The following is a 24,260-nucleotide window of genomic DNA, read 5'->3' as shown; positions in this document are numbered from 1 at the left end:
GGCTGCGAACAGGAAAAGGCCCGGATCGCTCCGGGCCTTTTTGCGTGCGGCGATGAAGGGGCCGCGTCAGTTGCCGACGAGCGTGCGCACTTCCTTCCCGGCGTCGCCGCTCGCATCGGCATAGCGCTCGCGCGTTTCTGCGCGCGCGATGGCGGCGGTGACGGGTGCCTCGACATGGGCGATCGCCTTGGCCCGGCAGTCGCGCAGGGCGGCCGCATCATTGGTCCGGCACACCCGCATCGCGGCGCGGCCGATCCGGCTGCGCAGCAGCTTCTGGTCCGCCGGATCGGACAGGTTCAGGTCGCCATGATAGACGGGCGTGGTGCGGCCGTTGGACTGGAAATCCTCGGCCTGGGCCTGGGCCGCGCCGGCGGTCAGGACCAGGGCGGCGGCGGCAAAGGGGGCGGCGATCGCGAACGAACGAAACATGGGCATATCTCCTCAATCTCTGTCGTGGCGGCGTCGCCAACGAGGGGGCGGTGCGGCGCCGGGTGCGAACGGGCGGAGCGTGGAGGTCTTGAAGGGGTCAGCCCCTCTCCCGTTCGCCCATTCCTTCTACGCCGGGCCGCCCTGCGCCGCGCGGCTGCTTCGACCGGATACGATCCGCATCGGCGAACGGCACGCGCTTCGACAAAGGGGCGACGGACGGGGGACGAACGGCGCGACCAACGACATGAAGCCGTCCGCCAACGACATGCTGCCGTAGCGGAATGCGCCCATCGCAACGAAGGATCGGGATGAAAAGAAAACGCCCCCGGCGCAAGGGATTGCCGGGGGCGTATCCAGGCGCTGTCGGGCACTCCGGATCGGGACAAACTGTCGAAAGGCAAACGACGCCATGAGCGCTGAACCGTGCCTTAACATGCCCGATCATAGCCGACGGACCGTGCAGCACCGCCGCCGTTCGATGATCGACCGCACCGCTGCGGCGGGCGGCATGGCGCGCCGATCAGGCGCCGATCAGCGCCGACCAACGACATGCCGCGCGCCGGCGGACACCCCGGCGGCCGCGCGCCCGCCCTTTCAGATTTCCGCGAAGAAAGCCGGCAGCACCTCCACCTCCTCGCGCACCACCTGCCGCACCCGCACGCCCAGTTCGCGCTCGCGCAGCAGGGCGCACAGCGCTTCTCCGTCGATCAGGTCGATCGCCGGCGCGCCATCGCGCGTCGCTTCCTTGCGCGCCTCGGCGGTGAAGCTGCCGGTGGTGATGATCAGCCCCTTGTCCGCCCGCCCCTGCATCGCCCCGCGAAAGTCGCGCACGGTCGACGACGGCACGGATCCCGCATAGCGCTTGCACTGGAACAGCACCTGGAAACTGATCAGGTTCATGCGCAGCACGCCCGACCCGTCAATGCCGCCATCGCCCGACTTGCCCGTCACTTCGACGCGCACGAAGCCGCTTTCCCGCAACAGCCGCTGCGCCAGCCGCTCGTACCCGTCGGGCGGCATGGCCTTCAATGTCGCGAGAAGCGTGTCGGTCCATTCGGCCGCCTCCTCCTCGCTCTGCTGTTCGTGCAGGATGATGTCCTCCCCCTGCGCGGATGCGCTGGAGGCACCCGCTTGCGCGGCCGCAGCCTCCTTCGCCTTCTTGCGCGCATAGAGTTTCGCATTGTGCGCGCTGCCCGCCGCCGCGACCATCTTGCGCACCGCGTCATCGCTCAGCGCGGCGGCATGGCGCCCCTCATCGGTCAGCACCCAGACGCCCCGGCCGCCGCTGCCCAGCAGCCCCGCGATCTTCAGGTAACTGCGCGCCCAGGACATGCGGTCGGGCACCATCGCCGCACCGGACGTGGGATAGGCCGCCTCCATCTGCGCGGGCGTGATGCCTTCCGCCTCGATCAGCGCCGCCTCGATCTCCTCGATCGTCGCCGACCCGCCATGGCTTTCCAGCACCTTGAGCGTGGGCAGCAGGAAATCTTCCAGCTTGGGAATGGTCGGACTCATGCCTCCGCCCCCTTCTTCGTCCGCGCGACCTTGCGGCTTACGCGCTTGTTCTGCTTGGCCGCTTCCTGCGCCATCGGGTTGACCAGCGCTTCATAGAGGCCGAACAGATGCTCCACCCGCTCCCGGTCGCTGGCGAAGGGCGCGCCCTTCGCGCGCGGTCGGTAGAGCCGGTCCACCGCCAGGTCGAGCGCGGCATGCGCCTTGCGCAGGTTGGCGGGCATGGTGTCGGGATCGTAGAGGTCGGCGAGGCTCGACGTCGGCCACGCCGCCCGCGCATCCAGCACCCCCTGCGCCAGCCGCTCCACCTCCAGCCGCTGCGCATCAGTCGCATCGGGCCAGGGGAAGGTGTTGTAGACGAGGCCGGGGGAATATTGAAAATCGCTTTTCAGCCGCCCGCCTACATAGCTTAGCCACGACATATGCATGGCGCTTGTCAGCACACCGAAATCAAGGAGCGTGGCGTGCACTACAACCAACACCTTGTTGCTGGGTATAGTTGGTGGCTCCAGCCAGCCAATCGGCACATATTTCCTACGCTCGGAACTTACTTCAGGAAAAACCAGATATGGCTCGTCCGGAATGGTCGTCACTTCAAACTGCGTCGGGAAGTCTGCCAATTGTCGGGTCTTGGTCTTTTGGCTCTTTTGGCGAAACTCTCGTGTCGCCCTGACCCTCGCGAACACCTCTGGCATGTCACGCAGCTCTGACGGCGATAGGGAGGAAAGAGACAGTATCCACCGCTGACTGCTCTGAATGAACTCCTGAGAACCGACGTAAGGAACTAGATATGCGCCTGCCCTAGGTTCCGACTGAAGAAATTGCTCCCGTTCCGCCGCATCAAAGATGTAATTCCCCCCCTCTACCGGTTTGGTGCCCATCCTCATCGGTCGCGCACCGCTAAGTGGCTTCGTCGATCCCCTTACCATCAGGTGACGTTGGCTTACGCCCGAAGCATCAAACAGATACGCGGTCAGAGCTTCATGCCGCGTCTCATCCGGCTCGCCGTTTATATTGTCGTAACTGAAAAGCCGCTTTTCCTGCGGCTCATAGTCGCGATGGATCAACCCAACGATCACGACGTGGACATGCGCCTTGCCCCGCGCGTCCGATCCCCACGCGAAGGTGCGGTGGGCAAAGCTGATCTCCAGCCCGTATCGCTCGAACAAGATCGGCCATAGCTGCGCCACCTGTTCCCCCTGCGTGATCGAATTGGTCGCGACGAAAGCGATGCGCGTCGGCCCGCCCGCGACATAGGCGCCCGCCTTGATGAACCAGGCCGACACGTAGTCAATTGATCCGGCACGACCGTTTTTCGCGCCGATCACCCGCCCCATTTGCTCGCGCTGTTGCGGCGACTGGTAGCTTTGACCCACGAACGGCGGGTTCCCCATCACCGCAAAGCAGCGGTCATGCGGCAGCACATCCTCCCATTCGATCTTCAGCGCGTCGCCATGGACGACATGCGCGCTGTCGGTCAGCGGGATGTCCGCGAACACCTTGCCATAGACGCGGCCCAGTTCGATGTTCGCCAGATGCTCGGTCATCCACATCGCCACCTCGGCAATATGGGCGGCGAATTCGTCCAGTTCGATGCCGTGGAACTGCGCCAATCGCACGACGCTCAGCGCCTCGACTTCCAGCAGCAGCGGGCTGTTGACGTCATAGACCTGCTCCAGCAGTTCCTGCTCCATCGCCCGCAATTCGCGGTAGGTGACGACCAGGAAATTGCCGCATCCGCACGCCGGATCGAAGAATTCCAGCGCGCCCAGCCTTTCCTGAAACGCCAGCAGCGCCGCGCGCCTGCCCCCGTCGCGCCGGGCCTTCAGCCGGTCCAGCTCGGCGCGCAGATCGTCCAGGAACAGCGGCCCGATCACCTTTCGGATGTTCGGCTCGGTCGTGTAATGCGCGCCCTTTTTGCGCCGCTCGGCCTTGTCCATCACCGACTGGAACAGCGACCCGAAAATGGCGGGGCTGACCTTGCCCCAATCGAACTTCGCCGCTGCAATCAGGTCGTCGCGCATCTGCGCGTCGAACACGGGCGTGCGCAGGTGGCCGGTGAACAGCTTGCCATTCACATACGGAAATTTGCCGAATTCCGGATCCAGACCGACGACGCGCCGGTCCTCCGGCGTGTCCAGCACCTCGAACAGTTCATTCAGCACCCGGCCGACATTGCTCCCGTCCGCGTCCGTACGTTCCTCGATCAAATAGAGGAAATCGTCTTTCGTCTCGAAAATGCCGGTGTCGTCGGCGAACAGGCAGAACAGCAGCCGCACCATCAGCCGCTCCAGGTCGGTGCCCCGGTAATTTTTTCCTCCAGCGCATCGTGGATCGTGCCCAGCAGTTCGGCCGCCTTGATGTTGACCGCCGCCTGCGTGCCATAATGGCGCCGCTGCACGCCCAGCATGAAGGCGAAAGCTTCGACATGCTTGTGCAGGTGCGGCAGGGTGAAGGCGATCTCGCGCCGCGTCTCCAGCTCCAGCAGGCGGAACCGCTGAAAATCGCAGGTCAGCACATATTTCGGCAGGTCGCGATCGTTGAGGCCCAGCACATAGTCCAGCGCCTGCCCCTGCGCCTTGAACAGGTCCTTGCCCGCACTCTTCTGCTCGACCAGCAGCACGCTCGGCCAGAACAGGTCGATGAACCCGCGCCGATTGCGTTCGATCAGGTCGATCTTCCGCTCGAAGATCGCCACCTTCTTGCGATCGACGCCGAAAATCTCGAAAAATTCATTGTAGAAACTCTGCGTCTCGCCCTTTTCATAATGGGCGTCGGCCCACCGTTCCGAAAATCGGCGCGCCCGTGTGCGAATTTCCTGCCAACTCAGCCGCATCTCAGTCCCCCGTCGGTGAACAGACTAGAGGGGCCACTGCCGCGATCACAAGCAAAAAGAACCGCTTGCCCGCCGCTTCTTCCCCTGACGCGGCCCGCTTCCTATCTTGTCGGGCAAACGCGCTCCCGGCGCTTGCCCGAACAGAACAAATCTGGAACAATATCCCCCATGAGCCTTACCCACATTTCCGTCCGCGGCGCGCGCGAGCATAATCTCAAGGGCGTGGACGTCGACCTGCCGCGCGACTCCCTCATCGTCATCACCGGCCTGTCGGGATCGGGGAAATCGTCGCTCGCCTTCGACACCATCTATGCCGAGGGGCAGCGGCGCTATGTAGAATCGCTGTCTGCCTATGCGCGCCAGTTCCTGGAGATGATGCAGAAGCCCGACGTCGAGCATATCGAGGGCCTCTCCCCCGCCATCTCCATCGAGCAGAAGACGACCAGCCGCAATCCGCGCTCGACCGTGGCGACCGTCACCGAAATCTACGATTATATGCGCCTGCTCTGGGCGCGCGTGGGCATTCCCTATTCGCCCGTCACCGGCGAGCCGATCAGCGCGCAGACCGTCAGCCAGATGGTCGACCGCGTCCTCACCCTGCCGGAAGGGACGCGCTTCTACCTGCTCGCCCCCGTGGTGCGCGGCCGCAAGGGGGAATATCGCAGGGAACTCGCCGAATGGCAGAAGGCGGGCTACACCCGCGTGCGCATCGACGGCGAATTGTATCTGATCGAGGATGCGCCTGCGCTCGACAAGAAATACAAGCATGACATCGAAGTCGTGGTCGATCGCCTGGCGGTGAATGCCGACATGGCCACACGCCTTGCCGACAGTTTCGAACAGGCGCTGAAACTCGCCGACGGCCTCGCCTATGTCGACCTGGCCGATGGCGTCCTTCCCGGCCGGGAAGACGAAGCGCAATCCGCGGGCAAGATGAAGAATGCCGGCATCCCCGCCAACCGCATCGTCTTTTCCGAGAAATTCGCCTGCCCGGTCAGCGGCTTCACCATTCCGGAGATCGAGCCCCGCCTCTTCTCCTTCAACGCGCCGATGGGCGCCTGCCCGGCCTGCGACGGCCTGGGCGAACGGCAGGAGTTCGACCCCGAACTGGTCGTCCCCAACGAAGCCCTGTCCCTGAAGAAGGGCGCCGTCGTCCCCTGGGCCAAGTCCAACCCGCCCTCGCCTTATTATATGCAGGTCCTCGGCTCCCTCGCCAAGGAATTCGGCTTCTCGCTCGACACGCCCTGGGCCGACCTGCCCGGCGAAGTGAAGCTCGTCATCCTCCACGGCACCGGCGGCAAGCCCGTCACCCTGCGCTTCCAGGACGGCAAGAAGGCCTATGAGGTCCGCAAGCCCTTCGAGGGCGTGATCGGCAACCTCAACCGCCGCCTGCTCCAGACCGACAGCGCCTGGATGCGCGAGGAGCTGTCCAAATATCAGACCGCCATGCCCTGCGAGACATGCCACGGCGCCCGCCTCAAGCCCGAGGCGCTGGCCGTCAAGATCGCCGGCGAGGACATTTCCGTCTCCACCCGCCGCTCCGTGGTGGACGCGCTCGGCTTCTTCTCCACCCTCCCCGCCCAGCTCAACGATCAGCAGAACCAGATCGCCCGCGCCATCCTCAAGGAAATCGTCGAGCGCCTGGGCTTCCTCAACAATGTCGGCCTCGACTATCTCAACCTCGACCGCACGTCGGGCACCCTGTCGGGCGGCGAGAGCCAGCGCATCCGCCTCGCCAGCCAGATCGGCAGCGGCCTGTCGGGCGTCCTCTACGTGCTCGACGAACCCTCGATCGGCCTGCACCAGCGCGACAATGACCGGCTGCTCGTGACCCTCAAGCGCCTGCGCGACCTGGGCAACAGCGTCATCGTCGTCGAGCATGACGAGGATGCGATCCGCGCCGCCGACTATATCGTCGACATGGGGCCGGGCGCGGGCGTCCATGGCGGCACCATCGTCGCGCAGGGCACGCTCAAGCAGATCCTGAAAAACAAGGCCAGCCTCACCGCCGATTATCTGAACGGCACCCGCCGCATCGACGTGCCCGCGAAACGACGCAAGGGATCGGGCAAGAAGCTCACTGTCCACAATGCCCGCGCCAACAATCTGCGCGGCGTCACCGCGTCGATCCCCTTGGGCACCTTCACCTGCATCACCGGCGTCTCGGGATCGGGCAAGTCCAGCTTCACGATCGACACCCTCTACGCCGCCTCGGCGCGCACCCTCAACGGCGCGCGCATCGTCGCCGGCCCGCATGACAAGGTGACGGGCCTCGACCATTGCGACAAGGTGATCGACATCGACCAATCGCCCATCGGCCGCACCCCGCGCTCCAACCCCGCCACCTATACCGGCGCCTTCACCAACATCCGCGACTGGTTCGCGGGCCTCCCCGAAGCCCAGGCGCGCGGCTACAAGCCCGGCCGCTTCAGCTTCAACGTCAAGGGCGGCCGCTGCGAAGCCTGCCAGGGCGACGGCGTGCTCAAGATCGAGATGCACTTCCTCCCCGACGTCTATGTCACCTGCGACGTCTGCCACGGCGCGCGCTACAATCGCGAGACGCTGGAGGTGAAGTTCAAGGGCAAGTCTATCGCCGACGTGCTCGACATGACGGTCGAGGATGCGGTGGAATTCTTCAAGGCCGTCCCCCCCATCCGCGACAAGATGGCGATGCTCGCCGAAGTCGGCCTTGGCTATATCAAGGTCGGCCAGCAGGCGACGACCCTCTCGGGCGGCGAGGCCCAGCGCGTCAAGCTCGCCAAGGAACTCTCCCGCCGCGCCACCGGCAACACCCTCTACATATTGGACGAGCCCACCACCGGCCTCCATTTCGAGGACGTCCGCAAACTCCTCGAAGTCCTCCACGCGCTGGTCGACCAGGGCAACAGCGTGGTGGTCATTGAACATAATCTCGACGTCATTAAGACGGCGGATTGGATCATCGATATGGGACCGGAAGGTGGGGTCAAGGGCGGCGAAGTCGTCGCTATCGGCACACCTGAACAGGTCGTGAAAGAGCCAAGGTCATTTACTGGACACTACCTCAAGCCGCTTTTGAGCGCGCCCGGCGCGGTGGCTGCCGAATGACCACGAAGTCGTGCCCGCAGGGCGGACAGTCCGGGGGACTGTCCGATCGAGCATATGCGAAGCGCGACGTCATCAAGACGGCGGACTGGATCATCGACATGGGACCGGAAGGCGGCGTCAAGGGCGGCGAGGTGGTCGCGGAAGGCACGCCGGAGAAGGTGGTGAAGGAGCCACGCAGCTTCACCGGGCGGTATCTCGCGCCGCTATTGGGGCTGGAGGCTGTGGCGGCGGAGTGACCTAGTAGATTGCCCCAACCTGTTTCAGCAAAACAGCAGCTAAGGCGAGTGCTTCGAAAATAGGGCGCTCGCCCACAGAGTTCCAGAATTTGTTGGCGATTTCGGGAGAGGCAATCTTCGTGTCTGAAAAGAGCATGCCTGGGATTTTATCGATCACGATGGCGTTAAATTTGGCTGCCTTTTCCATATTCAAGACCATGATGGGGGAGATCGGGGTCCAACCTTCGTAGATTTTATCGACATTTAGGGCACCTTCATTTTTCGCCTGCACCAACATCGCGGAAATAAGAAGGCCAAGAAGGCGTTGCCGTTTCCCGGCTGCTGAACGCCCATCATACACGAAAGCCCCAACTACATACGCTAATATCAACAGGTTAGCGAAGTTACGCAAGACCTCATCTTCCGTGAAGTTTTCATCATTGCGCTGAGCCTCCACATGGGCACACACCCAAGCGGCTACCGTGTCGGCGGCTACATCAAGCAATGGTAAGCCGATGCCCTCCAATCCTGCCTTGATGCTTTGCACGGTCGCGAAATGAGGGAAATTTTGTCTAATATGAAGAAGTTCATGAACAACAAAGAGATTAATTGAAATCTGACTTGTTCTTATTGGCTCTTGCTCTTCCAGTCCAATTTCATAAGAGAGCAAAATTATTTCATCATGAATTTTCTTCAGAACTGAACACCTGAATGAGACCCTATTCTCCTTTTCGTCCAAGACGAAAGCAGAATCTCCGTCTTCTATGCTTACACAGAATTCTATACGATCCATGAGCGTGCTGACACTCATAAGAGGGTGAGTTAGCCTTCCTTGCTGGGCTAAAACGCTTAGACATAGCCGCACCTCTTTGACCGCTCGGTCAACTTCAGCCATCCAAAAGCCGTGGTCCTGTTCAGCGGTCATGATCGCCCCTTTACGCAATCGGCAGGAGATAGGAAACGAAAGGCACCCGTTCAAGGGCACAAATTTGCCCTACAAGGCCTATATCCGGGTACATTAATTATACGGAAACCAATTTATGCGCTTGTACACGTGCAGAGTGCCGGAGTATGGAACATTTATCATCCCAGATAGGTTGCCGGAGTCACCCTATCTTGTACCCTTTAAAAAACCGGGAGAAATGCAATGTCTGACCTGCAGTCACTGGATGTGACTCGCGCAAAGCGTTCACGCTCTAAACGGACATCTGCCGCTAAAATATCGCATGAAGGCGCAGCCTCCAAAGATTGGACGATCAAGGGCTTACCCAGTGAAACTGTAAATATCTCGCGAGAAGCGGCAAAGCGAAGCGGGATGAAAATCAACGCATGGGTGAGCAAAGCCCTTGAGACGGCGGCGTCTGACGACGCAATGCCCTCTTTTGCGAATGCGATGCAAACTCATAATCCTCAATTTGATGCCCATATTATCGAAGAAATCGCTAAACTTCGGATGCAAAATGAGGACTTGGCCCAAACCATTAACAGCATGAGTGCCCTTTTGCTAAAGATGTACGTCAAATCGTCGTGACCTTGACGGCGCAGCTCTAACAGAGCTGCGCCGTCACACATGTTTGCTTTGATATACATATCAGATAAACTCTTCGAATGACCAAGCTCACCCCCATCGAGTCCGAGTTCGCGACGACCGAGGAAGCGGAAGCCTTTGACGCATGGCTCCGCGCCACGGTCGAGGCGCGCATGGCTTCAGACAGCCCTCGCATTCCGCATGACGAGGTAATGGCACGGATGCAGGCAATCATTGATCGGCGCAAGAACGCCTGATGCTGCCGCTAGTCTGGCTTGACGAAGCGCTGGACGATCTCGAATCCATCATCGACTTCATCGAAGTCCAAAGCCCCTCCGCCGCCGAACGCATCGGTCAGGCGATCCGGCACAGCGCCGCACAGTTGCCGTACCACCCCTACATGCACCGCACCGGCCGCGTCCCCAGCACGCGCGAAGCCTTGGTAACGCCCAATTACCTCATCATCTATCGCGTCGCGCTCGACGCCATCGAAATCCTCGCCGTCAAACACACCCGCCAGCAATATCCCTAACGCTCCCCAAATTTGCAATTCCGCCCCCCTTCCCCTATATCCGCCTTGCTACAGTCGCAAATCGACGGTCTTCGGCGCTTTGCGGCACCAACTTCCTTCTTTCCCTGCCTCTCTGGCCCTCGGCCGCCCACACGGGGCGCGTCGCAAACAAGAAGGAAATACCCATGAGCATCGTCGGAACCGTCAAATTCTTCAACGCCGACAAGGGCTATGGCTTCATCGCCCCCGATGACGGCAGCCCGGACGCGTTCGTCCACATCACCGCCGTGGAGCGCGCGGGCCTCGCCACGCTGCGCGAAAAGGACCGCGTCTCCTATGATCTGGAGCAGGACCGCCGCGGCAAGATGGCCGCGGTGAACATCGCCCACGCCGAATAAGGCCGCATGCGGGGCGCGCCATCGGGCGCTGCCCCGCGCGCTGCCGGCCCCCGCTCGCTTGCGCCGTCCCGGCGCGGCGGGCGGCGCGGGTCAACCCCGGGACTGCGAAGGAGACTATCCATGGCCAATCCCGACTATCGCGCGCTCGCCGCTAAGGCTCATGCCGAAGCCGACGCCGCGACGCTCGACAATGTGCGCGACCGCTGCCTGCGGTCCGAAGCCGCCTTCCTCGCCATGGCCCAGCGCCAGGATCTGGGCGATCGCAACCGCGCCCGGCGCGAAGCCGAACTGGCCGAAGCCGCCGCCGATCATGCGCCGGACGCGCCCGCCGCGCCCTGACATCCGGTCGGCCCGAACATCCGGATAGGCCGGGAAATCCTATTTCGCTGTCCTACACGCCGCAAATCTGCCTAGCATCATGGTCAAGCCGTCCTTTTCTGCAGGAGCCTTGCCATGACCGTGCAATTCCCGCCCGTCACCCCCGCCCTTCCCGGCGATCTTCCCGCCCCCGCCGACGCGACCCGCGCCGATGGCTGGACGCCCGCGCGGCAGCGGCGCTTCCTGGAAACGCTCGCCGCCACCGGCGTCATCATGCTCGCCTGCGAAAGTGTGCGCATCACCACGCGCAGCGCCTATAATCTGCGCATCCGCCATGATGGCGCGGCCTTTCGCCTGGGATGGGACGCGGCGATCCTGATCGCGCGCGACCGGCTCGCGACCGATCTGCTCGCTCGTGCGATCACGGGGCAGGAGGAGGTCATCCGCCGCGATCCCGACAATTATGAGGTTCGCCGTCACCGCCACGACAATCGGCTCGCCATGTCGATGCTGGCCCGGCTCGATCGCATGGCCGACGCGCCGGCCGAAGGCTCCGACGCCGCGCTCGCCCGCATCGTCGCGCAGGATTTCACTGCCTATTGCGACATGATCTGTCCGCACGCCGTCATGCAGGATGAAGCGGAGCGGGATGGCCTGCCCCGCACCGGCCATGAACCCTCCGCGCGCGACAGCGCCGACGCGCAGACGCTGCTGGGCGAACGCCCGGACGATCCCGAGCCCGATGCGGGTCAGGCCGCCGCGCTGCTCGCCCCGGCGGCATCGGCCGCGATGTTCATCGCCGTGCGCCGCAATCTCCTCTCCACCGCCGCCCATGCCGGTGCGCAGGCGCAAAAACCCTGTCTTTCCGTCGCTGATGAACGGTGTGAACTTCCGCCGCAATCCTTCGAGCCGCTGCGCGCCACCTTGCCGCCGGAGGAAGCGGCGGCGCAGCTGCGCGGCGTCTTCTATGACGATGATCTCGGCCTGTGGCGCACCGATTTCCCGCCGCCGCCCGGTTTCGATGGCGAGCAGACCGAGGATATTTACGACATCGACGACTATGAGCGCGACCTGACGCCGGAGGAGGACGCCGCCCTCGCCCAGCGCGACGAGGAGGAGCGCCGCCCCTATGAGGACGCCGCCGCCCGCGCCCGAGACGCCTATTTCGGCTTCGCCCCCGGCGGCTTCACCGCCCGGACGCACCCGGGCGACGCGACAGTCTCGGACGTCGGGTCATGAACGGCCTCCTTGCTCTTCGCCGGCCCTGACCCTTTTTCCCCGCACGCGCCCCGGCGGCAGCGCTGTTCAGCTCCGTCAGGTCCGGTCCGCCGCGCATGAAAAAGGCCGGCGGATCGCTCCGCCGGCCTCTTCCTGTTCCGTGGAACGGCGGACTTAGAAGTCCATGCCGCCCATGCCGCCCATGCCGCCCGGCATCGCGGGAGCAGCCGACTTGTCTTCGGGCAGCTCGGCGATGGTGGCTTCGGTGGTGATCAGCAGACCAGCGACCGAGGCGGCGTTCTGCAGCGCGGTGCGCACGACCTTGGTCGGGTCGATGACGCCGGCGGCGACCAGGTTTTCATAGGTGTCGGTCGACGCGTTGAAGCCGAACGAGGTGTCGGTCTGGTCGAGCAGCTTGCCCGACACGACCGCGCCGTCATGGCCGGCATTGGCCGCGATCTGGCGGACCAGAGCGGTCAGCGACTTGCGAACGATGTCGATGCCGCGGGTCTGGTCGTCATTGGCGCCGGTCAGGCCCTCGATCGCCTTGTTCGCGTAGAGCAGCGCCGTGCCGCCGCCGGGGACGATGCCTTCTTCCACGGCCGCGCGCGTGGCGTGCAGCGCGTCGTCGACGCGGTCCTTGCGCTCCTTGACTTCGACTTCGGTCGCACCGCCGACCTTGATGACGGCGACGCCGCCGGCCAGCTTGGCAAGGCGTTCCTGCAGCTTTTCGCGGTCATAGTCCGACGTCGTGACGTCGATCTGCGCGCGGATCTGCTCGGTGCGGCCCTTGATCGCTTCGGCATCACCGGCGCCATCGACGATGGTGGTGTTGTCCTTGTCGATGGTGACGCGCTTGGCGGTGCCCAGCATGCCCAGGGTGACGTTCTCGAGCTTGATGCCCAGGTCCTCGGAGACGACTTCGCCCTTGGTCAGGACGGCGATGTCTTCGAGCATAGCCTTGCGGCGATCGCCGAAGCCCGGCGCCTTGACGGCCGCGACCTTCAGGCCACCGCGCAGCTTGTTGACGACCAGGGTCGCCAGCGCTTCGCCTTCGATGTCTTCCGCGATGATCAGCAGCGGACGGCCCGACTGCACGACCGCTTCCAGGATCGGCAGGATCGACTGCAGGTTGCTGAGCTTCTTCTCGTGGATCAGGATGTAGGGATCAGCGAGTTCGACCTGCATCTTTTCCGGGTTGGTGATGAAGTAGGGCGACAGGTAGCCGCGGTCGAACTGCATGCCTTCCACGACGTCCAGCTCGAATTCGAGGCCCTTGGCTTCCTCGACGGTGATGACGCCTTCCTTGCCGACCTTTTCCATCGCTTCGGCGATCTTCTGGCCGACTTCGACGTCGCCATTGGCCGAAATGATGCCGACCTGGGCGACTTCGTTCGAGCCGGCAACCGGCTTCGAGCGCGCCTTGATGTCCTCGACCACCTTGCCGACGGCGAGGTCAATACCGCGCTTCAGATCCATCGGGTTCATGCCGGCAGCAACCGACTTCATGCCTTCGCGCACGATCGCCTGGGCCAGGACGGTGGCGGTGGTGGTGCCGTCACCGGCGATGTCGTTGGTCTTCGAAGCGACTTCGCGGACCATCTGGGCGCCCATATTCTCGAACTTGTCCTTCAGTTCGATTTCCTTGGCGACGCTGACGCCGTCCTTGGTGATGCGGGGCGCGCCGAAGCTCTTGTCGATGACGACGTTGCGGCCCTTGGGGCCCAGGGTCACCTTGACCGCGTCGGCCAGGATGTCGACGCCACGCAGGATGCGCTCACGCGCGTCACGCGAAAACTTTACGTCCTTCGCTGCCATGATCTTCTACCTTTCGAAATGAGTGGGAATAAGGAAAACGGGATGCGATCAGGCGATGACGCCCAGGATGTCGCTTTCCTTCATGATGAGCAGGTCTTCGCCATCGACCTTGACTTCGGTGCCTGACCACTTGCCGAACAGGATGCGGTCGCCGGCCTTGACGTCCAGCGGGGTCACCTTGCCGTCTTCGGTCTTGGAGCCGGTGCCGACGGACACGATTTCGCCTTCCTGCGGCTTTTCCTTGGCGGTGTCGGGGATGATGATGCCACCAGCAGTCTTCTCTTCCGCTTCCACGCGGCGGACGAGAACACGGTCGTGCAACGGACGAAATGCCATGTTAAGTGCCTTTCCCTTGGCGATGGGATTGGGTCGGCGCTGGGGCTGAGGCTTGTCCTCGCAGGCCCGTCGCGCCTGTCCGTCTCCCGATGAACTTTCCTGTGTTAGCACTCATGGATGGAGAGTGCTAGCGGCGCGAATATGGCTTGCGGGGCGAGAGCGTCAAGAGGCTTCGGACAGGTTTTTCGCTCCCGCGCCGCATTTGGTCGAGCCTCCTGCGGCGAAGCGGCCTTCGCAACCGCCCGACGCCTTGCCCCGCCCCTCGCTGCTTCCTACCTGCCTCGGGTCATTCCGGCGTCAGAAGGAACTCCCCATGAGCGATTCCCCCTATACCCCGCCCAAGGTCTGGACCTGGGACAAGGCCAGCGGCGGCCAGTTCGCCAATATCAACCGGCCGATCGCGGGCCCGACCCATGACAAGGACCTGCCGGTCGGCGACCACCAGCTGCAGCTTTATTCGCTCGCCACCCCCAACGGGCAGAAGGTGACGATCATGCTGGAGGAATTGCTGGAGGCCGGCGTCAGCGCCGCCGATTATGACGCATGGCTCATCCGCATCGGCGAGGGCGACCAGTTTTCCAGCGGCTTCGTGGCGGTCAACCCCAACAGCAAGATCCCGGCGCTTGTGGACCATGGCGTCTCGCCGCCGCAGCGCGTGTTCGAATCCGGCGCGATCCTGCTCTATCTCGCCGAAAAATTTGGCATGTTCCTGCCGACCGATCCGGCGGCGCGCACCGCGGCGCTCAGCTGGCTCTTCTGGCAAATGGGCGCCGGCCCCCTGCTGGGCGGCGGCTTCGGCCATTTCTACGCCTATGCGCCGGAAAAATACGAATATCCCATCAACCGCTATGCCATGGAGGTGAAGCGGCAGCTGGACGTGCTCGACCGGCATCTGGCGGACAATGACTATATGGCGGGCGCAGACTATTCGATCGCCGACATGGCGATCTGGCCCTGGTATGGCGGCCTGGTGCTGGGCCGCGCCTATGACGCCGCCGAATTCCTGGATGCCGCCAGCTACAAGAACCTGATGCGCTGGGCGAAGCAGATCGACGCGCGCCCCGCCGTCAAGCGCGGCCGCATGGTCAACAAGGCGAACGGCCCGCTGGAGGAACAGCTGCACGAACGCCACGACGCGAGCGACTTTGCGACGAAGACGCAGGACAAGCTGCAGGGCGCCGCCTGATCCGATTGAATTACAACGGGCTGGACGGCGGTCCGTGTCATGGCGATAACCCAGCCTTCACGACAGAAGGGAGTCGCCGCACCATGGACCGCCGCCTATTTCTTTCCACCGCCGGAGCCTCCGCGCTCGCCGCCGCCGCGCCGCGCGCCTTCGCGCAAATGGCGGGCGCGCAGGGCGGCAGCGACGATGCGCGCCTGTCCGCCGCCTTCGCCGCCATCTTCGAGCGCGTGCTCGACCTGTCGCCGATGTTCGTCACCAGCCTTGGGCTCGACAAGGGCGCGCGCGCCGGCGCCAAGAGCCAGCTGGACGACAACAGCAAGTCGGGCATGATGAAGGAATTGGCCGCGACCCGGGCCGCGATCAAGGAGCTGGAGGCGTTCAAGGGCGCCAGCCTGTCCGACGCGCAGCGCCTCAACCTCGACGTCATCCTCTATTCGCTGGGGCAGCAGACGGTCGCGCCGGGCACCTTCGGCCTCAACAGCGTGCAGCGGCCCTATCGCATCTTCCAGCAGGGCGGCAGCTATTTCCGCACGCCCGACTTCCTCAACACCGCGCACACGATCAACGACAGCGCCGATTGCGAAGCCTATGTCGCGCGGCTCGACGCCTTCGCCGGCAATCTGCGCACCGACACGGCGCTGCAGCGGGACGAAGCGGCGCGTGGCTATCTGGCGCCGGCCTGGTCGCTCGACCTGACGCTGGGCCAGCTCAAGAAGCTGCGCGGGCAGCCGGCCGCCGACAGTTCGATGGTGCAGTCGCTGGTGAAGCGCGCCGCAGCCAAGGGCATCACGGGCGACTGGCAGGCGCAGGCGAGCGCGGTCGTCGAAAAGGCGATCTATCCCGCGCTGGACGAACAGATCGCCGCAATCGAGTCGCTGCGCGCACGCACGGCGGCCGGCGACGGCGTGTGGCGCACCCCGCGCGGCGATGAGATCTACGCCGCCGCGCTCAAGCAGGCCACCACCACCGACCTGTCCGCCGACCAGATCCACGCCATGGGGCTGGAGCAGGTCGCCGACATCAGCGCGCAGCTCGACACCGTCCTCAAGGGCGCGGGCTATACCAGCGGCACCGTGGGCGAGCGGCTGGCCAAGCTCAATGTCGAGCCGTCCCAGCTCTACCCAGACAGCGCGGAGGGGCGCGCCGCCCTGCTCGCCCAGCTCAATCGCGACGTCGACGCGATGAAGGCGAAGCTGCCCCAGGCCTTTGCCACCATTCCCGACACGCGGCTGGAAATCCGCGCCGTGCCGGTCGAGATCCAGGATGGCGCATCGAACGGCTATTATAACCGCGCCGCGCTCGACGGGTCGCGCCCGGCCATCTATTTCATCAACCTCAAAGACGTGGGCGACTGGCCGAAATATGGGCTGGGCGCGCTCACCTATCATGAAGGCGTGCCGGGTCATCATCTGCAGATTTCGACCGCGCAGACCGCGGGAGACATTCCGATGCTGCGCAAGATCGCCTTCATGAGCGCCTATACCGAAGGCTGGGCGCTGTATGCCGAGCAGCTGGCGGACGAGCTGGGCGGCTATGCGACGCCGCTCGACCGCGCGGGCTATCTCCAGTCCTTCCTGTTCCGCGCGGCGCGGCTGGTGGTCGACACCGGCATTCACGCCAAGCGCTGGAGCCGCGAGAAGGCGACCGCCTATATGGTGGAAAAGACCGGCTTCGCCCAGCCGCGCTGCCAGCGGGAGGTCGAACGCTACTGCACCCAGCCGGGCCAGGCGACCAGTTACAAGGTCGGCCATGGCGTCTGGACCAAGGCCCGCGCCGCCGCCCAGGCGGAACTGGGCGACGCCTTCGACATCAAGCAGTTTCATGCGGTGATCGAGGAAGGCGCGATGCCGCTGTCGATGCTGGAACAGCGCGTCGCCGCGCGCGCCAGGGCGGCAAAGCGCGCCTGACGCTACAAAGGGGGGAGGACGCAGCCGCCCTCCCCCATTTCCGGATCAGAAACGCACGCCCACGCCCATCCACAGTCGGGCGGGGTCGATCATATAGGCGGCCGTGTCGTAATTCAGCCGCTTGTCGAGCAGGTTCTGGACCCCGGCATGGAAGGTGAAGGCCGGGCTGATCTTGTAGGACGCGCCGATGTCGACGACCGTATAGTCGGGCGCCACGGTGGATTCGCCGCTGATCTGCGCTTCGGTCACGGCTTCCTCTCCGCGATAGACCGCCCGGACATAGGCGGACAAGCGCGCATCGGGTTTCCAGTTGAGCGACGCGCTCGCCTGCCGCTTGGGCGTGTCGTTGAGCGCCGCGCCCGCATTGGCCCCGGTCAGCTGTTCGGAATCGGTCAGCGTGCCGGTGGCGTTCAGCTTCAGCGCCCGGGTCAGCGGAATGTCGACTGACGCTTCGATGCCCCGCACCTTCGCCTTGTCGACATTGACATAGGTGGTGGGCGGCCGGCCGATGGAGCTGAGCGGTTCGTCCACGCACCATGCCCCCGCCTCCTCGCACGTCACGCGCGTGATCTTGTCGTTGAACCGGGTGTCATAGGCGGTCAGGCTGGCATTGAAGCCGCCGCGCGAGAAGAGCAGCGCCGCCTCGATCGTGCGCGACGTTTCGGCCTCCAGATCTGGGTTGCCGTAGATGGTTCCGCCGCGGCTGGTCTGGCCCCAATCCGCCAGCGTCTGGCGCAGGTTGGGCGCGCGGAACCCTTGCGAATAGCCGCCCTTCAGGGTCAGCTGCGACGAGATGTTCCAGACGCCGTAAATGCGCGGAGTCCAGTGGACGCCATATTGCTCGTCCTTGTCCATGCGGATGCCGCCGGTGATCGCCAACCCGTCGAGCAGCCGCACCTCGTTCTCGGCGAACAGCGCCCACGCCATGCGGCTGGCGCCGGTGGTGGTCGATCCCGACAGGCGGTTGCTGGTGAGGTCGGTCATGTCCTCATTGCGGAAGAAGCCGCCGATGCTCAACGTGTTGGACGGCAGCGGCACGACCCAGATGCTCTGCCCCACCCAGTTGCGGATGCGCTTTTCGCCTTCCACATGTTCGGCATCCTCATATTGCAGATAGGATTCCGACGTGGCGAAGCCCCATTTGCCGCTATGGCTGAGCGATCCGACATAGCGGTTCTGGGTCATCGTGGATTCGGTGCCGACGGGCGCCGTAGCGCTGGTTTCGTTGGTTTCGCCCGATACGGTGATGACCTTCTGCCGATAATAGCCGCCCTCGACCAGGAAGCTGTGATTGGCGCCGGCTTCGAAGCCGATCTTGCCCGCCAGGCTTTCGTCGCGGCGTTCGGGCGTGCCGCCGATCACCTTGTCGCCTTCGCGCCGGGCGATCGATCCCTGCAGCTGCAGGCCAACGCCACTAGTCAGGGGACCCGACAAGTAGAAATTGCCGTCGGCGATATTGCCATAGTCGCTGCCCAGCTGCATCGTGCCGTTGACCCGCGCGCTGCCGCGCCAGCCGCTGCCGATGCGGCGCGTGATGATGTTGACGACGCCGCCCATCGCGTCCGATCCGTATAGCGACGACATCGGCCCGCGCACCACCTCGATCCGCTCGATCGCTTCGAGCGGCGGCAGCAGGCCGCCTTCGCTGATGCTGCCGCCATTGGTGCGGGATTCGCGCGACGACAGCCTTTTGCCATCGACTAGGATCAGCGTATATTGCGGCGACATGCCGCGGATCGAGATGTCGCGGCTATTGCCTTCGCCCGGCGTCACCGTGACGCCCGGCACTTCCAGCAGCGCGTCGGTGACTTCGCGATAGGGCATGCGATCCAGCGTCTCGCGATTGATCACGGTGATGGAGGCGGGCGCATCACGCACCTCCTGCTCGCGACCCGCGGCGGTCACCACGATCTGGGTGGGATCGGTGGCCTCGTCGGCCCATGCGGTCTGCTGGGCGGCGGCCAGCGCCGCCAGCGCGGCTGAAGCGCGCAGCATCCTGTTGTAACTCATCTCGCCCCCTTAGGCTGTTTCTGCGACCGATAATCAGTTGCAGGAACGCCGTTGCCAGAAGCGTCGGGTCAGGCCAAATATCGAGAATGGATAAAGGTCATGCGTCGACCTTATGCGGCGTCGTGCCGCAATGCGCCGCCAGCACATCGCTCAGCCAGGCAACCGCCGGATCGCGGCGCGACCGTTCGTTCCACAGCAGGCGATAGCCGAACTGGCCGATCTGCTCGGGCGCGGGACGACTGGCCAGCCCATGACATTGGCACAGGCTGTGTGCCAGGCGCGCGGGCAGCGTCAGGATCGCGTCGGGATGCGGGAACAGCAGCGGCGCGGCCTGGAAATAGGGCAGCCGCGCGATGACATGCCGGCGCGCCGCCAGGCTCCCGAGCCGATGGTCGATCCGGTCGAACCCGGTATCGCTGACGGTGAAGCTGATATGCGGCCAGGCGAGGAACGCCTCGACGTCCAGCGGCTCTGCGCTCCCGCCCGCCATCAACGGATGATCGGGCAGGGTCACGCAACGAAAGCCTTCCAGGAACAGGAAGCGTTCATAGGTGACCGCCGGATCGGGATCGAGCCCGCTGATGACCAGGTCGACCTCGCCAGCGGTCAGCGCGCGGGCCATGTCGCTGCCCAGCGGCACAATGTCGATCGACGCACCGGGCGCGGCGCGCATGATTGCACCCAATGCTGGCGCGACGACCGCGGCAACCCCGAAGTCGGTGGACGCAATGCGAAAGCGCCGCTGCAACTCCGCCGGATCGAAATGCGGCGGCGCCAGCAGCGTCGTGGTCGCCGCCAGCCAGGCCTCCACCGGCTCGGCCAGTTCCTCGCCCCGCCGCGTCAGCGCCATGCCCGTGCCGGTGCGCACCAGCAGCGGGTCGCCCAGCAAATCGCGCAGTTGCGCCAGCGATCGGCTGATCGCGGGCTGGCTGACCCCCATATGCCGCGCGGTGCGCGTCACGCTGCGGGTGCGCAGCAGCTGGGCCAGGATCACCAGCATGTTCAGGTCGAAATGAGCACCAGGCAGCATCAGGTCCATTCGCGTCAGTTAATGCGAGTGATTCCCGTTAGCAGCCGATCAGCGCCTCATCCAGTTTGCAAATGTAATCAATTGTGGCGCGCGTCACTCGTAGCTCATATCCTGATAGCCATCGTCGGCAATGTCGGAAAAGCGCGTGATCTTGGCGTCGAACTTCATCCGGATGCGTCCGGTCGAACCATGGCGCTGCTTGGCGACGATCACTTCGGCAAGGCCATAGATGCGCTCCATATTCTCCTTCCACGCGGCATAGGCGGCCTCGTCGTCGGGCTTGGGCTCCTTGGCTGCTTCGTAATAATCCTCGCGGAACACGAACCAGACCATGTCGGCATCCTGCTCGATCGAGCCGGATTCGCGCAGGTCGGACAGTTGCGGGCGCTTGTCCTCGCGCTGTTCGACGGCGCGGCTGAGCTGCGACAGCGCCAGCACCGGCACGTGCAATTCCTTCGCCAGCGTCTTCAAGCCACGGGAAATCTCCGAAATCTCGTTCACGCGATTGCCGTCGCCGCGCCCGGTGCCCTGCAGCAGCTGGAGATAATCGACGACGATGAAGCCGATGTCGTGCCGCCGCTTCAACCGCCGCGCGCGCGTGCGCAGCGCCGCGATCGTCAGGCCCGGCGTGTCGTCGATGAACAGCGGCAGCTCCTGCAGCTCGCGCGCAGCGCGCGACAGGTTCTGGAAGTCCGCGCGGCTGATCTTGCCCATGCGCAGCGCTTCGCCCGAAATGCCCGACTGTTCGGCGAGCACGCGGGTCGCCAGCTGGTCGGCCGACATTTCCAGGGAGAAGAAGGCGGTCTTGGCCCCCATATTCTTTTCCGGCGGAATGCCGTCGGCATTGTCCCGCACCCAGCGCGACGCCGCATTATAGGCGATGTTGGTCGCCAGCGACGTCTTGCCCATGCCCGGACGCCCGGCCAGGATCATGAGGTCGGAATTGTGCAGGCCGCCGATCTTGGCGTTCAGGCTGTTGATGCCGGTGGTGATGCCCGACACATGGCCGCCGCTGTTGAGCGCACGCTCCGCCACCTGCACGGCCATGGTCGACGCCATGAGGAAGCTCTTGACCGACCCGGTCTCGCCCTCACCTTCCGACACCTTGTACAGCGCGACTTCGGCCGCCTCGATCTGCTCGCGCGGGTTGACATCCTCGCTGGTATCCAGCGCATTTTCAACCAGTTCCCGGCCGACGCTCACCAGTTCCCGCAACAGCGCCAGGTCATAGATCTGGCTGGCGAAATCGCGCGCGCCGATCAGCGCCGCGCCATTGCCGGTCAGCTGCGCCAGATAGGCCGCGCCGCCCAATTCCTTGAGCGCCGGATCCTGCTCCAGCATCGGCTTGAGCGTCACCGGGTTGGCGACCATGTCCTTGTCCAGCAAGCGCATGATCGCGTCATAGATGCGCCCATGCAGCGGCTCGAAGAAATGCTCGGCCTTGAGCTTGAGCTGCACGTCCTCGGCGATGCGATTGTCGATCATGATCGCGCCCAGCAGCGCGGCTTCGGCTTCGACGTTGCGCGGCAATTCGGCGCCGCCCGTTTCGGCGGGATTGATTTTCAGCAGTTCGACCATCGGCCCTCTTTCCTCTCCCGGCACGGCGCGCGCAAGAGGTCATGCGGAACACAGCTGTGGATAAGTCCCGCTTGCATTTGGGCGCGCGCCGCCGCACTGACTATGCGCTTCATCATGGCCGATCCGCGCATCATAGACATCCAGCTCGACGAGCGCACGATCCTGTGGCGCAATGCCGACGTGGAGCAGGAACGGCGTATCGCGATCTTCGACCTGCTGGAGGATAATCATTTCGCCCCCCAGCGCGTCCATGCCGATGGCTATGCCGGTCCCTACAAGGTGGTGCTGCGGGTCGAGGAAGGCCGGCTGGTCATAGAGATCAACCGGGAAGACGACAGTCCGCTGGAAGCGATCATCCTCAGCCTCGGCCGTTTCCGCCGGCCGATCCGCGACTATTTCGCCATCTGCGACAGCTATTATCAGGCGATCAGCAACGCCTCGCCCCAGCAGATCGAAACCGTCGACATGGCCCGGCGCGCGATCCACAATGATGCGGCCGAAACGCTGATCGAGCGGCTGGAAGGCAAGATCAAGGTCGATTTCGACACCGCGCGGCGGCTCTTCACGCTCATCTGCGTGCTGCATATCAAGGGGTAGTGGGATCAGGGAATTGACGTTCGGGGGCATGCTGGTCCGTATCGGGGCGGGGCTGGCGGTGATCGCGGTGCTGGCATTGGCGCTGTGGCTCTATGCGCGCGCCTGGGCCCCTTCGCGGGAGGATTATCCGGTGCAGGGCGTGACGATCAGCGCAGCGCAAGGCACGGTCGACTGGGGCACGCTGGCGGCGCAGGGCGCCGACTTCGCCTATATCCGCGCCGCCCGCGCCGATGGACGGCGCGACGCCGCCTTCGCCGCCAACTGGCGCGGCGCGCGCGCGGCGGGAATGCGCTATGGCGCGCTCATCGAATTCAGCCCCTGCCGCAGCCCGATCGACCAGGCGACCGGCTTCATGACCACCGTGCCGCGTGACAATGCCGCCCTGCCCCCGGTGATCCGCCTCGCCTTCGCGCCCGGCTGCGCCAAGCGGCCCGGCCGCGACCTGTTGCTTTCCAACCTCAACACCCTCATCAACCTGGTCGAAGGACAGGCGGGCAAGCCCGCGCTGCTTAACGTGACCGAGGATTTCGACCAGGCCTATGACATTGGGGCGGGGATCAACCGCACCCTTTGGCTCGACGGCAATTTCCTGGCGCCCGATTATGCCAGCCGCCCCTGGGTGATGTGGACAGCCACCGACATGCGGCATATCGACGGCGTCGATGGTCCGGTTCGATGGAATGTGGTGGCGCGCTGATGGCGGAAAATGACGATGTGCAGCAACTGGTCGCCGCCGCGCGCGCCGCGATGGCCCATGCCCACGCACCCTATAGCCGCTTCGCCGTGGGCGCGGCGGTGCGCCTGATCGACGGCAGCATCGTCACCGGCTGCAATTTCGAAAATGCGAGCTATGGCCTGTCGCTCTGCGCCGAAACGGTGGCGCTCGCCACCGTCAATGCGCAGGGCCGCTTCGCCGACGTCGCCGCCATCGCCGTCGTGGGCGGCGCGATGGACAGCCAGGACGAAGCGCTCGTCACCCCCTGCGGCCGCTGCCGGCAGGTGATGAACGAAGCCGAGCAGATGGCCGGGCGCCCGCTCGCCATTTATTGCGCGACGCCCAGCGGCGGCCAGGTGCTCGACCTCACCCTCGCCGATCTCCTGCCCCATGCCTTTGGCCCCAAGGACCTGGGCATCCGCCCCCTGAAAAAGAGCTGACAGACATGGCCATTCTTTCCGACAAGTGGATCCGCGAAAAGGCGCTTTCGACCGGCATGATCGAACCCTTCGTCGAAAGCCAGAAACGCGACGGCTGCATCAGCTACGGCCTGTCCTCCTATGGCTATGACGCGCGCGTGGCGGACGAATTCAAGATCTTCACCAATGTCGACAGCGCAGTGGTGGACCCCAAGGATTTCGCCGCCAACAGCTTCGTCGATCGCAAGACCGACGTCTGCATCATCCCGCCAAACAGTTTCGCGCTCGCCCGCACAGTCGAATATTTCCGCGTGCCACGCGACGTGCTGGTGATCTGCCTTGGCAAATCCACCTATGCGCGTTGCGGCATCATCGTGAACGTGACTCCGCTGGAACCGGGCTGGGAAGGGCATGTAACGCTGGAATTTTCCAACACCACACCGCTGCCCGCGAAAATCTACGCCAATGAAGGCGCCTGTCAGTTCCTCTTCCTGCAGGGCAACGAACCGTGCGAAGTCAGCTATGCCGACCGCGCGGGCAAATATATGGGGCAGCAGGGCGTCACCCTGCCCCGCCTCTGACCCGCCGCCCCCTGTCCTGAGCCGCGCCGCC

The 24,260-nt window shown here is 64.2% G+C and carries 24 protein-coding genes; 14 read left to right on the top strand and 10 right to left on the bottom strand.

Annotated features, from left to right (window positions below; genetic code table 11):
• Positions 1–66: 66 nt before the first annotated feature.
• The 4 genes from ACGGKE_RS01010 to ACGGKE_RS00995 all read right to left on the bottom strand — a co-directional run bounded on the left by ACGGKE_RS01010 (position 67) and on the right by ACGGKE_RS00995 (position 4,777).
• Entirely contained in the window at positions 67–429 is a 363-nt protein-coding gene (locus ACGGKE_RS01010) for a UrcA family protein (protein WP_394439298.1), read from the bottom strand.
• Positions 430–1,023: 594 nt separating this feature from the next.
• Positions 1,024–1,944: a restriction endonuclease gene (locus ACGGKE_RS01005; RefSeq protein ID WP_394439296.1), complete on the bottom strand. Its 921-nt coding sequence runs from the start codon at positions 1,942–1,944 to the stop codon at positions 1,024–1,026.
• Entirely contained in the window at positions 1,941–4,223 is a 2,283-nt protein-coding gene (locus ACGGKE_RS01000; RefSeq protein WP_394439294.1) for a class I SAM-dependent DNA methyltransferase, read from the bottom strand. Before ACGGKE_RS01000 ends, ACGGKE_RS01005 begins: the two co-directional genes overlap by 4 nt.
• On the bottom strand, positions 4,223–4,777 hold the full coding sequence (locus ACGGKE_RS00995; RefSeq protein ID WP_394439292.1) for a type IIL restriction-modification enzyme MmeI: 555 nt from the start codon (positions 4,775–4,777) through the stop codon (positions 4,223–4,225). Before ACGGKE_RS00995 ends, ACGGKE_RS01000 begins: the two co-directional genes overlap by 1 nt.
• A gap of 168 nt (positions 4,778–4,945) precedes the next feature.
• On the opposite strand from ACGGKE_RS00995, the gene uvrA reads away from it, so the two are divergent.
• Both uvrA and ACGGKE_RS00985 read left to right on the top strand, forming a co-directional pair.
• Positions 4,946–7,864 carry an excinuclease ABC subunit UvrA gene (uvrA, locus tag ACGGKE_RS00990; protein ID WP_394439289.1) on the top strand — a complete coding sequence of 973 codons (2,919 nt, stop codon included), beginning with the start codon at positions 4,946–4,948 and terminating at the stop codon, positions 7,862–7,864.
• A complete protein-coding gene (locus ACGGKE_RS00985) occupies positions 7,861–8,100 on the top strand; it encodes a hypothetical protein (protein ID WP_394439287.1) in 240 nt (79 codons plus the stop codon). Before uvrA ends, ACGGKE_RS00985 begins: the two co-directional genes overlap by 4 nt.
• 1 nt (position 8,101) lies before the next feature.
• Here ACGGKE_RS00985 and ACGGKE_RS00980 read toward each other — a convergent pair whose 3' ends face one another.
• On the bottom strand, positions 8,102–9,004 hold the full coding sequence (locus ACGGKE_RS00980) for a hypothetical protein (protein WP_394439285.1): 903 nt from the start codon (positions 9,002–9,004) through the stop codon (positions 8,102–8,104).
• 222 nt (positions 9,005–9,226) lie between these two features.
• Here ACGGKE_RS00980 and ACGGKE_RS00975 point away from each other — a divergent pair, with 222 nt between their 5' ends.
• From ACGGKE_RS00975 to ACGGKE_RS00950, 6 genes are all read left to right on the top strand, one after another.
• Positions 9,227–9,610 (top strand): hypothetical protein, encoded by a 384-nt coding sequence (locus tag ACGGKE_RS00975; protein WP_394439283.1) that lies wholly within the window; start codon positions 9,227–9,229, stop codon positions 9,608–9,610.
• A gap of 77 nt (positions 9,611–9,687) precedes the next feature.
• A complete protein-coding gene (locus tag ACGGKE_RS00970) occupies positions 9,688–9,864 on the top strand; it encodes a stability determinant (protein ID WP_394439281.1) in 177 nt (58 codons plus the stop codon).
• Positions 9,864–10,139: a type II toxin-antitoxin system RelE/ParE family toxin gene (locus ACGGKE_RS00965; RefSeq protein WP_394439279.1), complete on the top strand. Its 276-nt coding sequence runs from the start codon at positions 9,864–9,866 to the stop codon at positions 10,137–10,139. The genes ACGGKE_RS00970 and ACGGKE_RS00965 overlap by 1 nt, the downstream gene beginning before the upstream one ends.
• Before the next feature lie 164 nt (positions 10,140–10,303).
• Positions 10,304–10,516: a cold-shock protein gene (locus ACGGKE_RS00960; RefSeq protein ID WP_228168156.1), complete on the top strand. Its 213-nt coding sequence runs from the start codon at positions 10,304–10,306 to the stop codon at positions 10,514–10,516.
• A 120-nt stretch (positions 10,517–10,636) separates the two neighbouring features.
• Complete coding sequence (locus ACGGKE_RS00955; RefSeq protein WP_394439276.1) at positions 10,637–10,855, top strand: hypothetical protein; 219 nt, start codon at positions 10,637–10,639, stop codon at positions 10,853–10,855.
• Positions 10,856–10,969: 114 nt separating this feature from the next.
• Positions 10,970–12,073, top strand: coding sequence for a hypothetical protein (locus ACGGKE_RS00950; RefSeq protein WP_394439274.1), 1,104 nt, complete (start codon positions 10,970–10,972; stop codon positions 12,071–12,073).
• Positions 12,074–12,226: 153 nt separating this feature from the next.
• On the opposite strand, the gene groL is transcribed toward ACGGKE_RS00950, so the two are convergent.
• Together groL and groES are read right to left on the bottom strand one after the other, a co-directional pair.
• Positions 12,227–13,870, bottom strand: coding sequence for a chaperonin GroEL (gene groL, locus ACGGKE_RS00945; RefSeq protein ID WP_394439272.1), 1,644 nt, complete (start codon positions 13,868–13,870; stop codon positions 12,227–12,229).
• 48 nt (positions 13,871–13,918) lie between these two features.
• Complete coding sequence (gene groES / locus ACGGKE_RS00940) at positions 13,919–14,206, bottom strand: co-chaperone GroES (RefSeq protein ID WP_394439270.1); 288 nt, start codon at positions 14,204–14,206, stop codon at positions 13,919–13,921.
• 313 nt (positions 14,207–14,519) lie between these two features.
• On the opposite strand from groES, the gene yghU reads away from it, so the two are divergent.
• Both yghU and ACGGKE_RS00930 read left to right on the top strand, forming a co-directional pair.
• Positions 14,520–15,392 carry a glutathione-dependent disulfide-bond oxidoreductase gene (gene yghU, locus ACGGKE_RS00935; protein ID WP_394439268.1) on the top strand — a complete coding sequence of 291 codons (873 nt, stop codon included), beginning with the start codon at positions 14,520–14,522 and terminating at the stop codon, positions 15,390–15,392.
• Positions 15,393–15,475: 83 nt separating this feature from the next.
• A complete protein-coding gene (locus tag ACGGKE_RS00930) occupies positions 15,476–17,299 on the top strand; it encodes a DUF885 domain-containing protein (protein ID WP_394439266.1) in 1,824 nt (607 codons plus the stop codon).
• Positions 17,300–17,344: 45 nt separating this feature from the next.
• On the opposite strand, the gene ACGGKE_RS00925 is transcribed toward ACGGKE_RS00930, so the two are convergent.
• The 3 genes from ACGGKE_RS00925 to ACGGKE_RS00915 form a co-directional block, all read right to left on the bottom strand.
• Positions 17,345–19,309: a TonB-dependent receptor domain-containing protein gene (locus ACGGKE_RS00925; RefSeq protein WP_394439265.1), complete on the bottom strand. Its 1,965-nt coding sequence runs from the start codon at positions 19,307–19,309 to the stop codon at positions 17,345–17,347.
• 97 nt (positions 19,310–19,406) lie between these two features.
• A complete protein-coding gene (locus tag ACGGKE_RS00920; protein WP_394439263.1) occupies positions 19,407–20,348 on the bottom strand; it encodes a LysR family transcriptional regulator in 942 nt (313 codons plus the stop codon).
• 84 nt (positions 20,349–20,432) lie between these two features.
• A complete protein-coding gene (locus ACGGKE_RS00915) occupies positions 20,433–21,917 on the bottom strand; it encodes a replicative DNA helicase (RefSeq protein ID WP_394439261.1) in 1,485 nt (494 codons plus the stop codon).
• A 114-nt stretch (positions 21,918–22,031) separates the two neighbouring features.
• Here ACGGKE_RS00915 and ACGGKE_RS00910 point away from each other — a divergent pair, with 114 nt between their 5' ends.
• From ACGGKE_RS00910 to dcd, 4 genes are read left to right on the top strand one after another with little or no spacing between them, the layout of a single operon-like run.
• Complete coding sequence (locus ACGGKE_RS00910) at positions 22,032–22,514, top strand: UPF0262 family protein (RefSeq protein ID WP_228167043.1); 483 nt, start codon at positions 22,032–22,034, stop codon at positions 22,512–22,514.
• Positions 22,515–22,542: 28 nt separating this feature from the next.
• Positions 22,543–23,211 carry a GH25 family lysozyme gene (locus ACGGKE_RS00905; protein ID WP_394439260.1) on the top strand — a complete coding sequence of 223 codons (669 nt, stop codon included), beginning with the start codon at positions 22,543–22,545 and terminating at the stop codon, positions 23,209–23,211.
• The gene (locus tag ACGGKE_RS00900) at positions 23,190–23,669 is read left to right on the top strand and encodes a cytidine deaminase (RefSeq protein WP_394439258.1); all 480 of its coding nucleotides are present in this window, start codon (positions 23,190–23,192) and stop codon (positions 23,667–23,669) included. The genes ACGGKE_RS00905 and ACGGKE_RS00900 overlap by 22 nt, the downstream gene beginning before the upstream one ends.
• Before the next feature lie 5 nt (positions 23,670–23,674).
• Positions 23,675–24,229, top strand: coding sequence for a dCTP deaminase (gene dcd, locus ACGGKE_RS00895; protein WP_228167045.1), 555 nt, complete (start codon positions 23,675–23,677; stop codon positions 24,227–24,229).
• Positions 24,230–24,260 lie beyond the last annotated feature (31 nt).

Source organism: Sphingobium naphthae, assembly GCF_043589935.1.
GTDB lineage: Bacteria > Pseudomonadota > Alphaproteobacteria > Sphingomonadales > Sphingomonadaceae > Sphingobium > Sphingobium naphthae_A.
The sequence above is the reverse complement of the archived record's forward strand: the minus strand, read 5'-3'. Positions and strand labels throughout refer to the sequence as shown.

Bases quoted from the DNA above. Each gene is read 5' to 3' on its own strand.
- ACGGKE_RS00955 (WP_394439276.1), top strand. From the start codon at position 10,637: ATGGCCAATCCCGACTATCGCGCGCTCGCCGCTAAGGCTCATGCCGAA.
- ACGGKE_RS00965 (WP_394439279.1), top strand. From the start codon at position 9,864: ATGCTGCCGCTAGTCTGGCTTGACGAAGCGCTGGACGATCTCGAATCC.
- ACGGKE_RS00925 (WP_394439265.1), bottom strand. From the start codon at position 19,309: ATGAGTTACAACAGGATGCTGCGCGCTTCAGCCGCGCTGGCGGCGCTG.
- ACGGKE_RS00995 (WP_394439292.1), bottom strand. From the start codon at position 4,777: ATGCGGCTGAGTTGGCAGGAAATTCGCACACGGGCGCGCCGATTTTCG.
- ACGGKE_RS00970 (WP_394439281.1), top strand. From the start codon at position 9,688: ATGACCAAGCTCACCCCCATCGAGTCCGAGTTCGCGACGACCGAGGAA.
- ACGGKE_RS01005 (WP_394439296.1), bottom strand. From the start codon at position 1,944: ATGAGTCCGACCATTCCCAAGCTGGAAGATTTCCTGCTGCCCACGCTC.
- dcd (WP_228167045.1), top strand. From the start codon at position 23,675: ATGGCCATTCTTTCCGACAAGTGGATCCGCGAAAAGGCGCTTTCGACC.
- ACGGKE_RS00975 (WP_394439283.1), top strand. From the start codon at position 9,227: ATGTCTGACCTGCAGTCACTGGATGTGACTCGCGCAAAGCGTTCACGC.
- ACGGKE_RS00960 (WP_228168156.1), top strand. From the start codon at position 10,304: ATGAGCATCGTCGGAACCGTCAAATTCTTCAACGCCGACAAGGGCTAT.
- ACGGKE_RS00950 (WP_394439274.1), top strand. From the start codon at position 10,970: ATGACCGTGCAATTCCCGCCCGTCACCCCCGCCCTTCCCGGCGATCTT.
- ACGGKE_RS00985 (WP_394439287.1), top strand. From the start codon at position 7,861: ATGACCACGAAGTCGTGCCCGCAGGGCGGACAGTCCGGGGGACTGTCC.
- ACGGKE_RS00920 (WP_394439263.1), bottom strand. From the start codon at position 20,348: ATGGACCTGATGCTGCCTGGTGCTCATTTCGACCTGAACATGCTGGTG.
- ACGGKE_RS00930 (WP_394439266.1), top strand. From the start codon at position 15,476: ATGGACCGCCGCCTATTTCTTTCCACCGCCGGAGCCTCCGCGCTCGCC.
- ACGGKE_RS00980 (WP_394439285.1), bottom strand. From the start codon at position 9,004: ATGACCGCTGAACAGGACCACGGCTTTTGGATGGCTGAAGTTGACCGA.
- ACGGKE_RS01000 (WP_394439294.1), bottom strand. From the start codon at position 4,223: ATGGTGCGGCTGCTGTTCTGCCTGTTCGCCGACGACACCGGCATTTTC.
- ACGGKE_RS01010 (WP_394439298.1), bottom strand. From the start codon at position 429: ATGTTTCGTTCGTTCGCGATCGCCGCCCCCTTTGCCGCCGCCGCCCTG.
- ACGGKE_RS00905 (WP_394439260.1), top strand. From the start codon at position 22,543: ATGCTGGTCCGTATCGGGGCGGGGCTGGCGGTGATCGCGGTGCTGGCA.
- uvrA (WP_394439289.1), top strand. From the start codon at position 4,946: ATGAGCCTTACCCACATTTCCGTCCGCGGCGCGCGCGAGCATAATCTC.
- groL (WP_394439272.1), bottom strand. From the start codon at position 13,870: ATGGCAGCGAAGGACGTAAAGTTTTCGCGTGACGCGCGTGAGCGCATC.
- ACGGKE_RS00915 (WP_394439261.1), bottom strand. From the start codon at position 21,917: ATGGTCGAACTGCTGAAAATCAATCCCGCCGAAACGGGCGGCGCCGAA.
- groES (WP_394439270.1), bottom strand. From the start codon at position 14,206: ATGGCATTTCGTCCGTTGCACGACCGTGTTCTCGTCCGCCGCGTGGAA.
- yghU (WP_394439268.1), top strand. From the start codon at position 14,520: ATGAGCGATTCCCCCTATACCCCGCCCAAGGTCTGGACCTGGGACAAG.
- ACGGKE_RS00900 (WP_394439258.1), top strand. From the start codon at position 23,190: ATGGAATGTGGTGGCGCGCTGATGGCGGAAAATGACGATGTGCAGCAA.
- ACGGKE_RS00910 (WP_228167043.1), top strand. From the start codon at position 22,032: ATGGCCGATCCGCGCATCATAGACATCCAGCTCGACGAGCGCACGATC.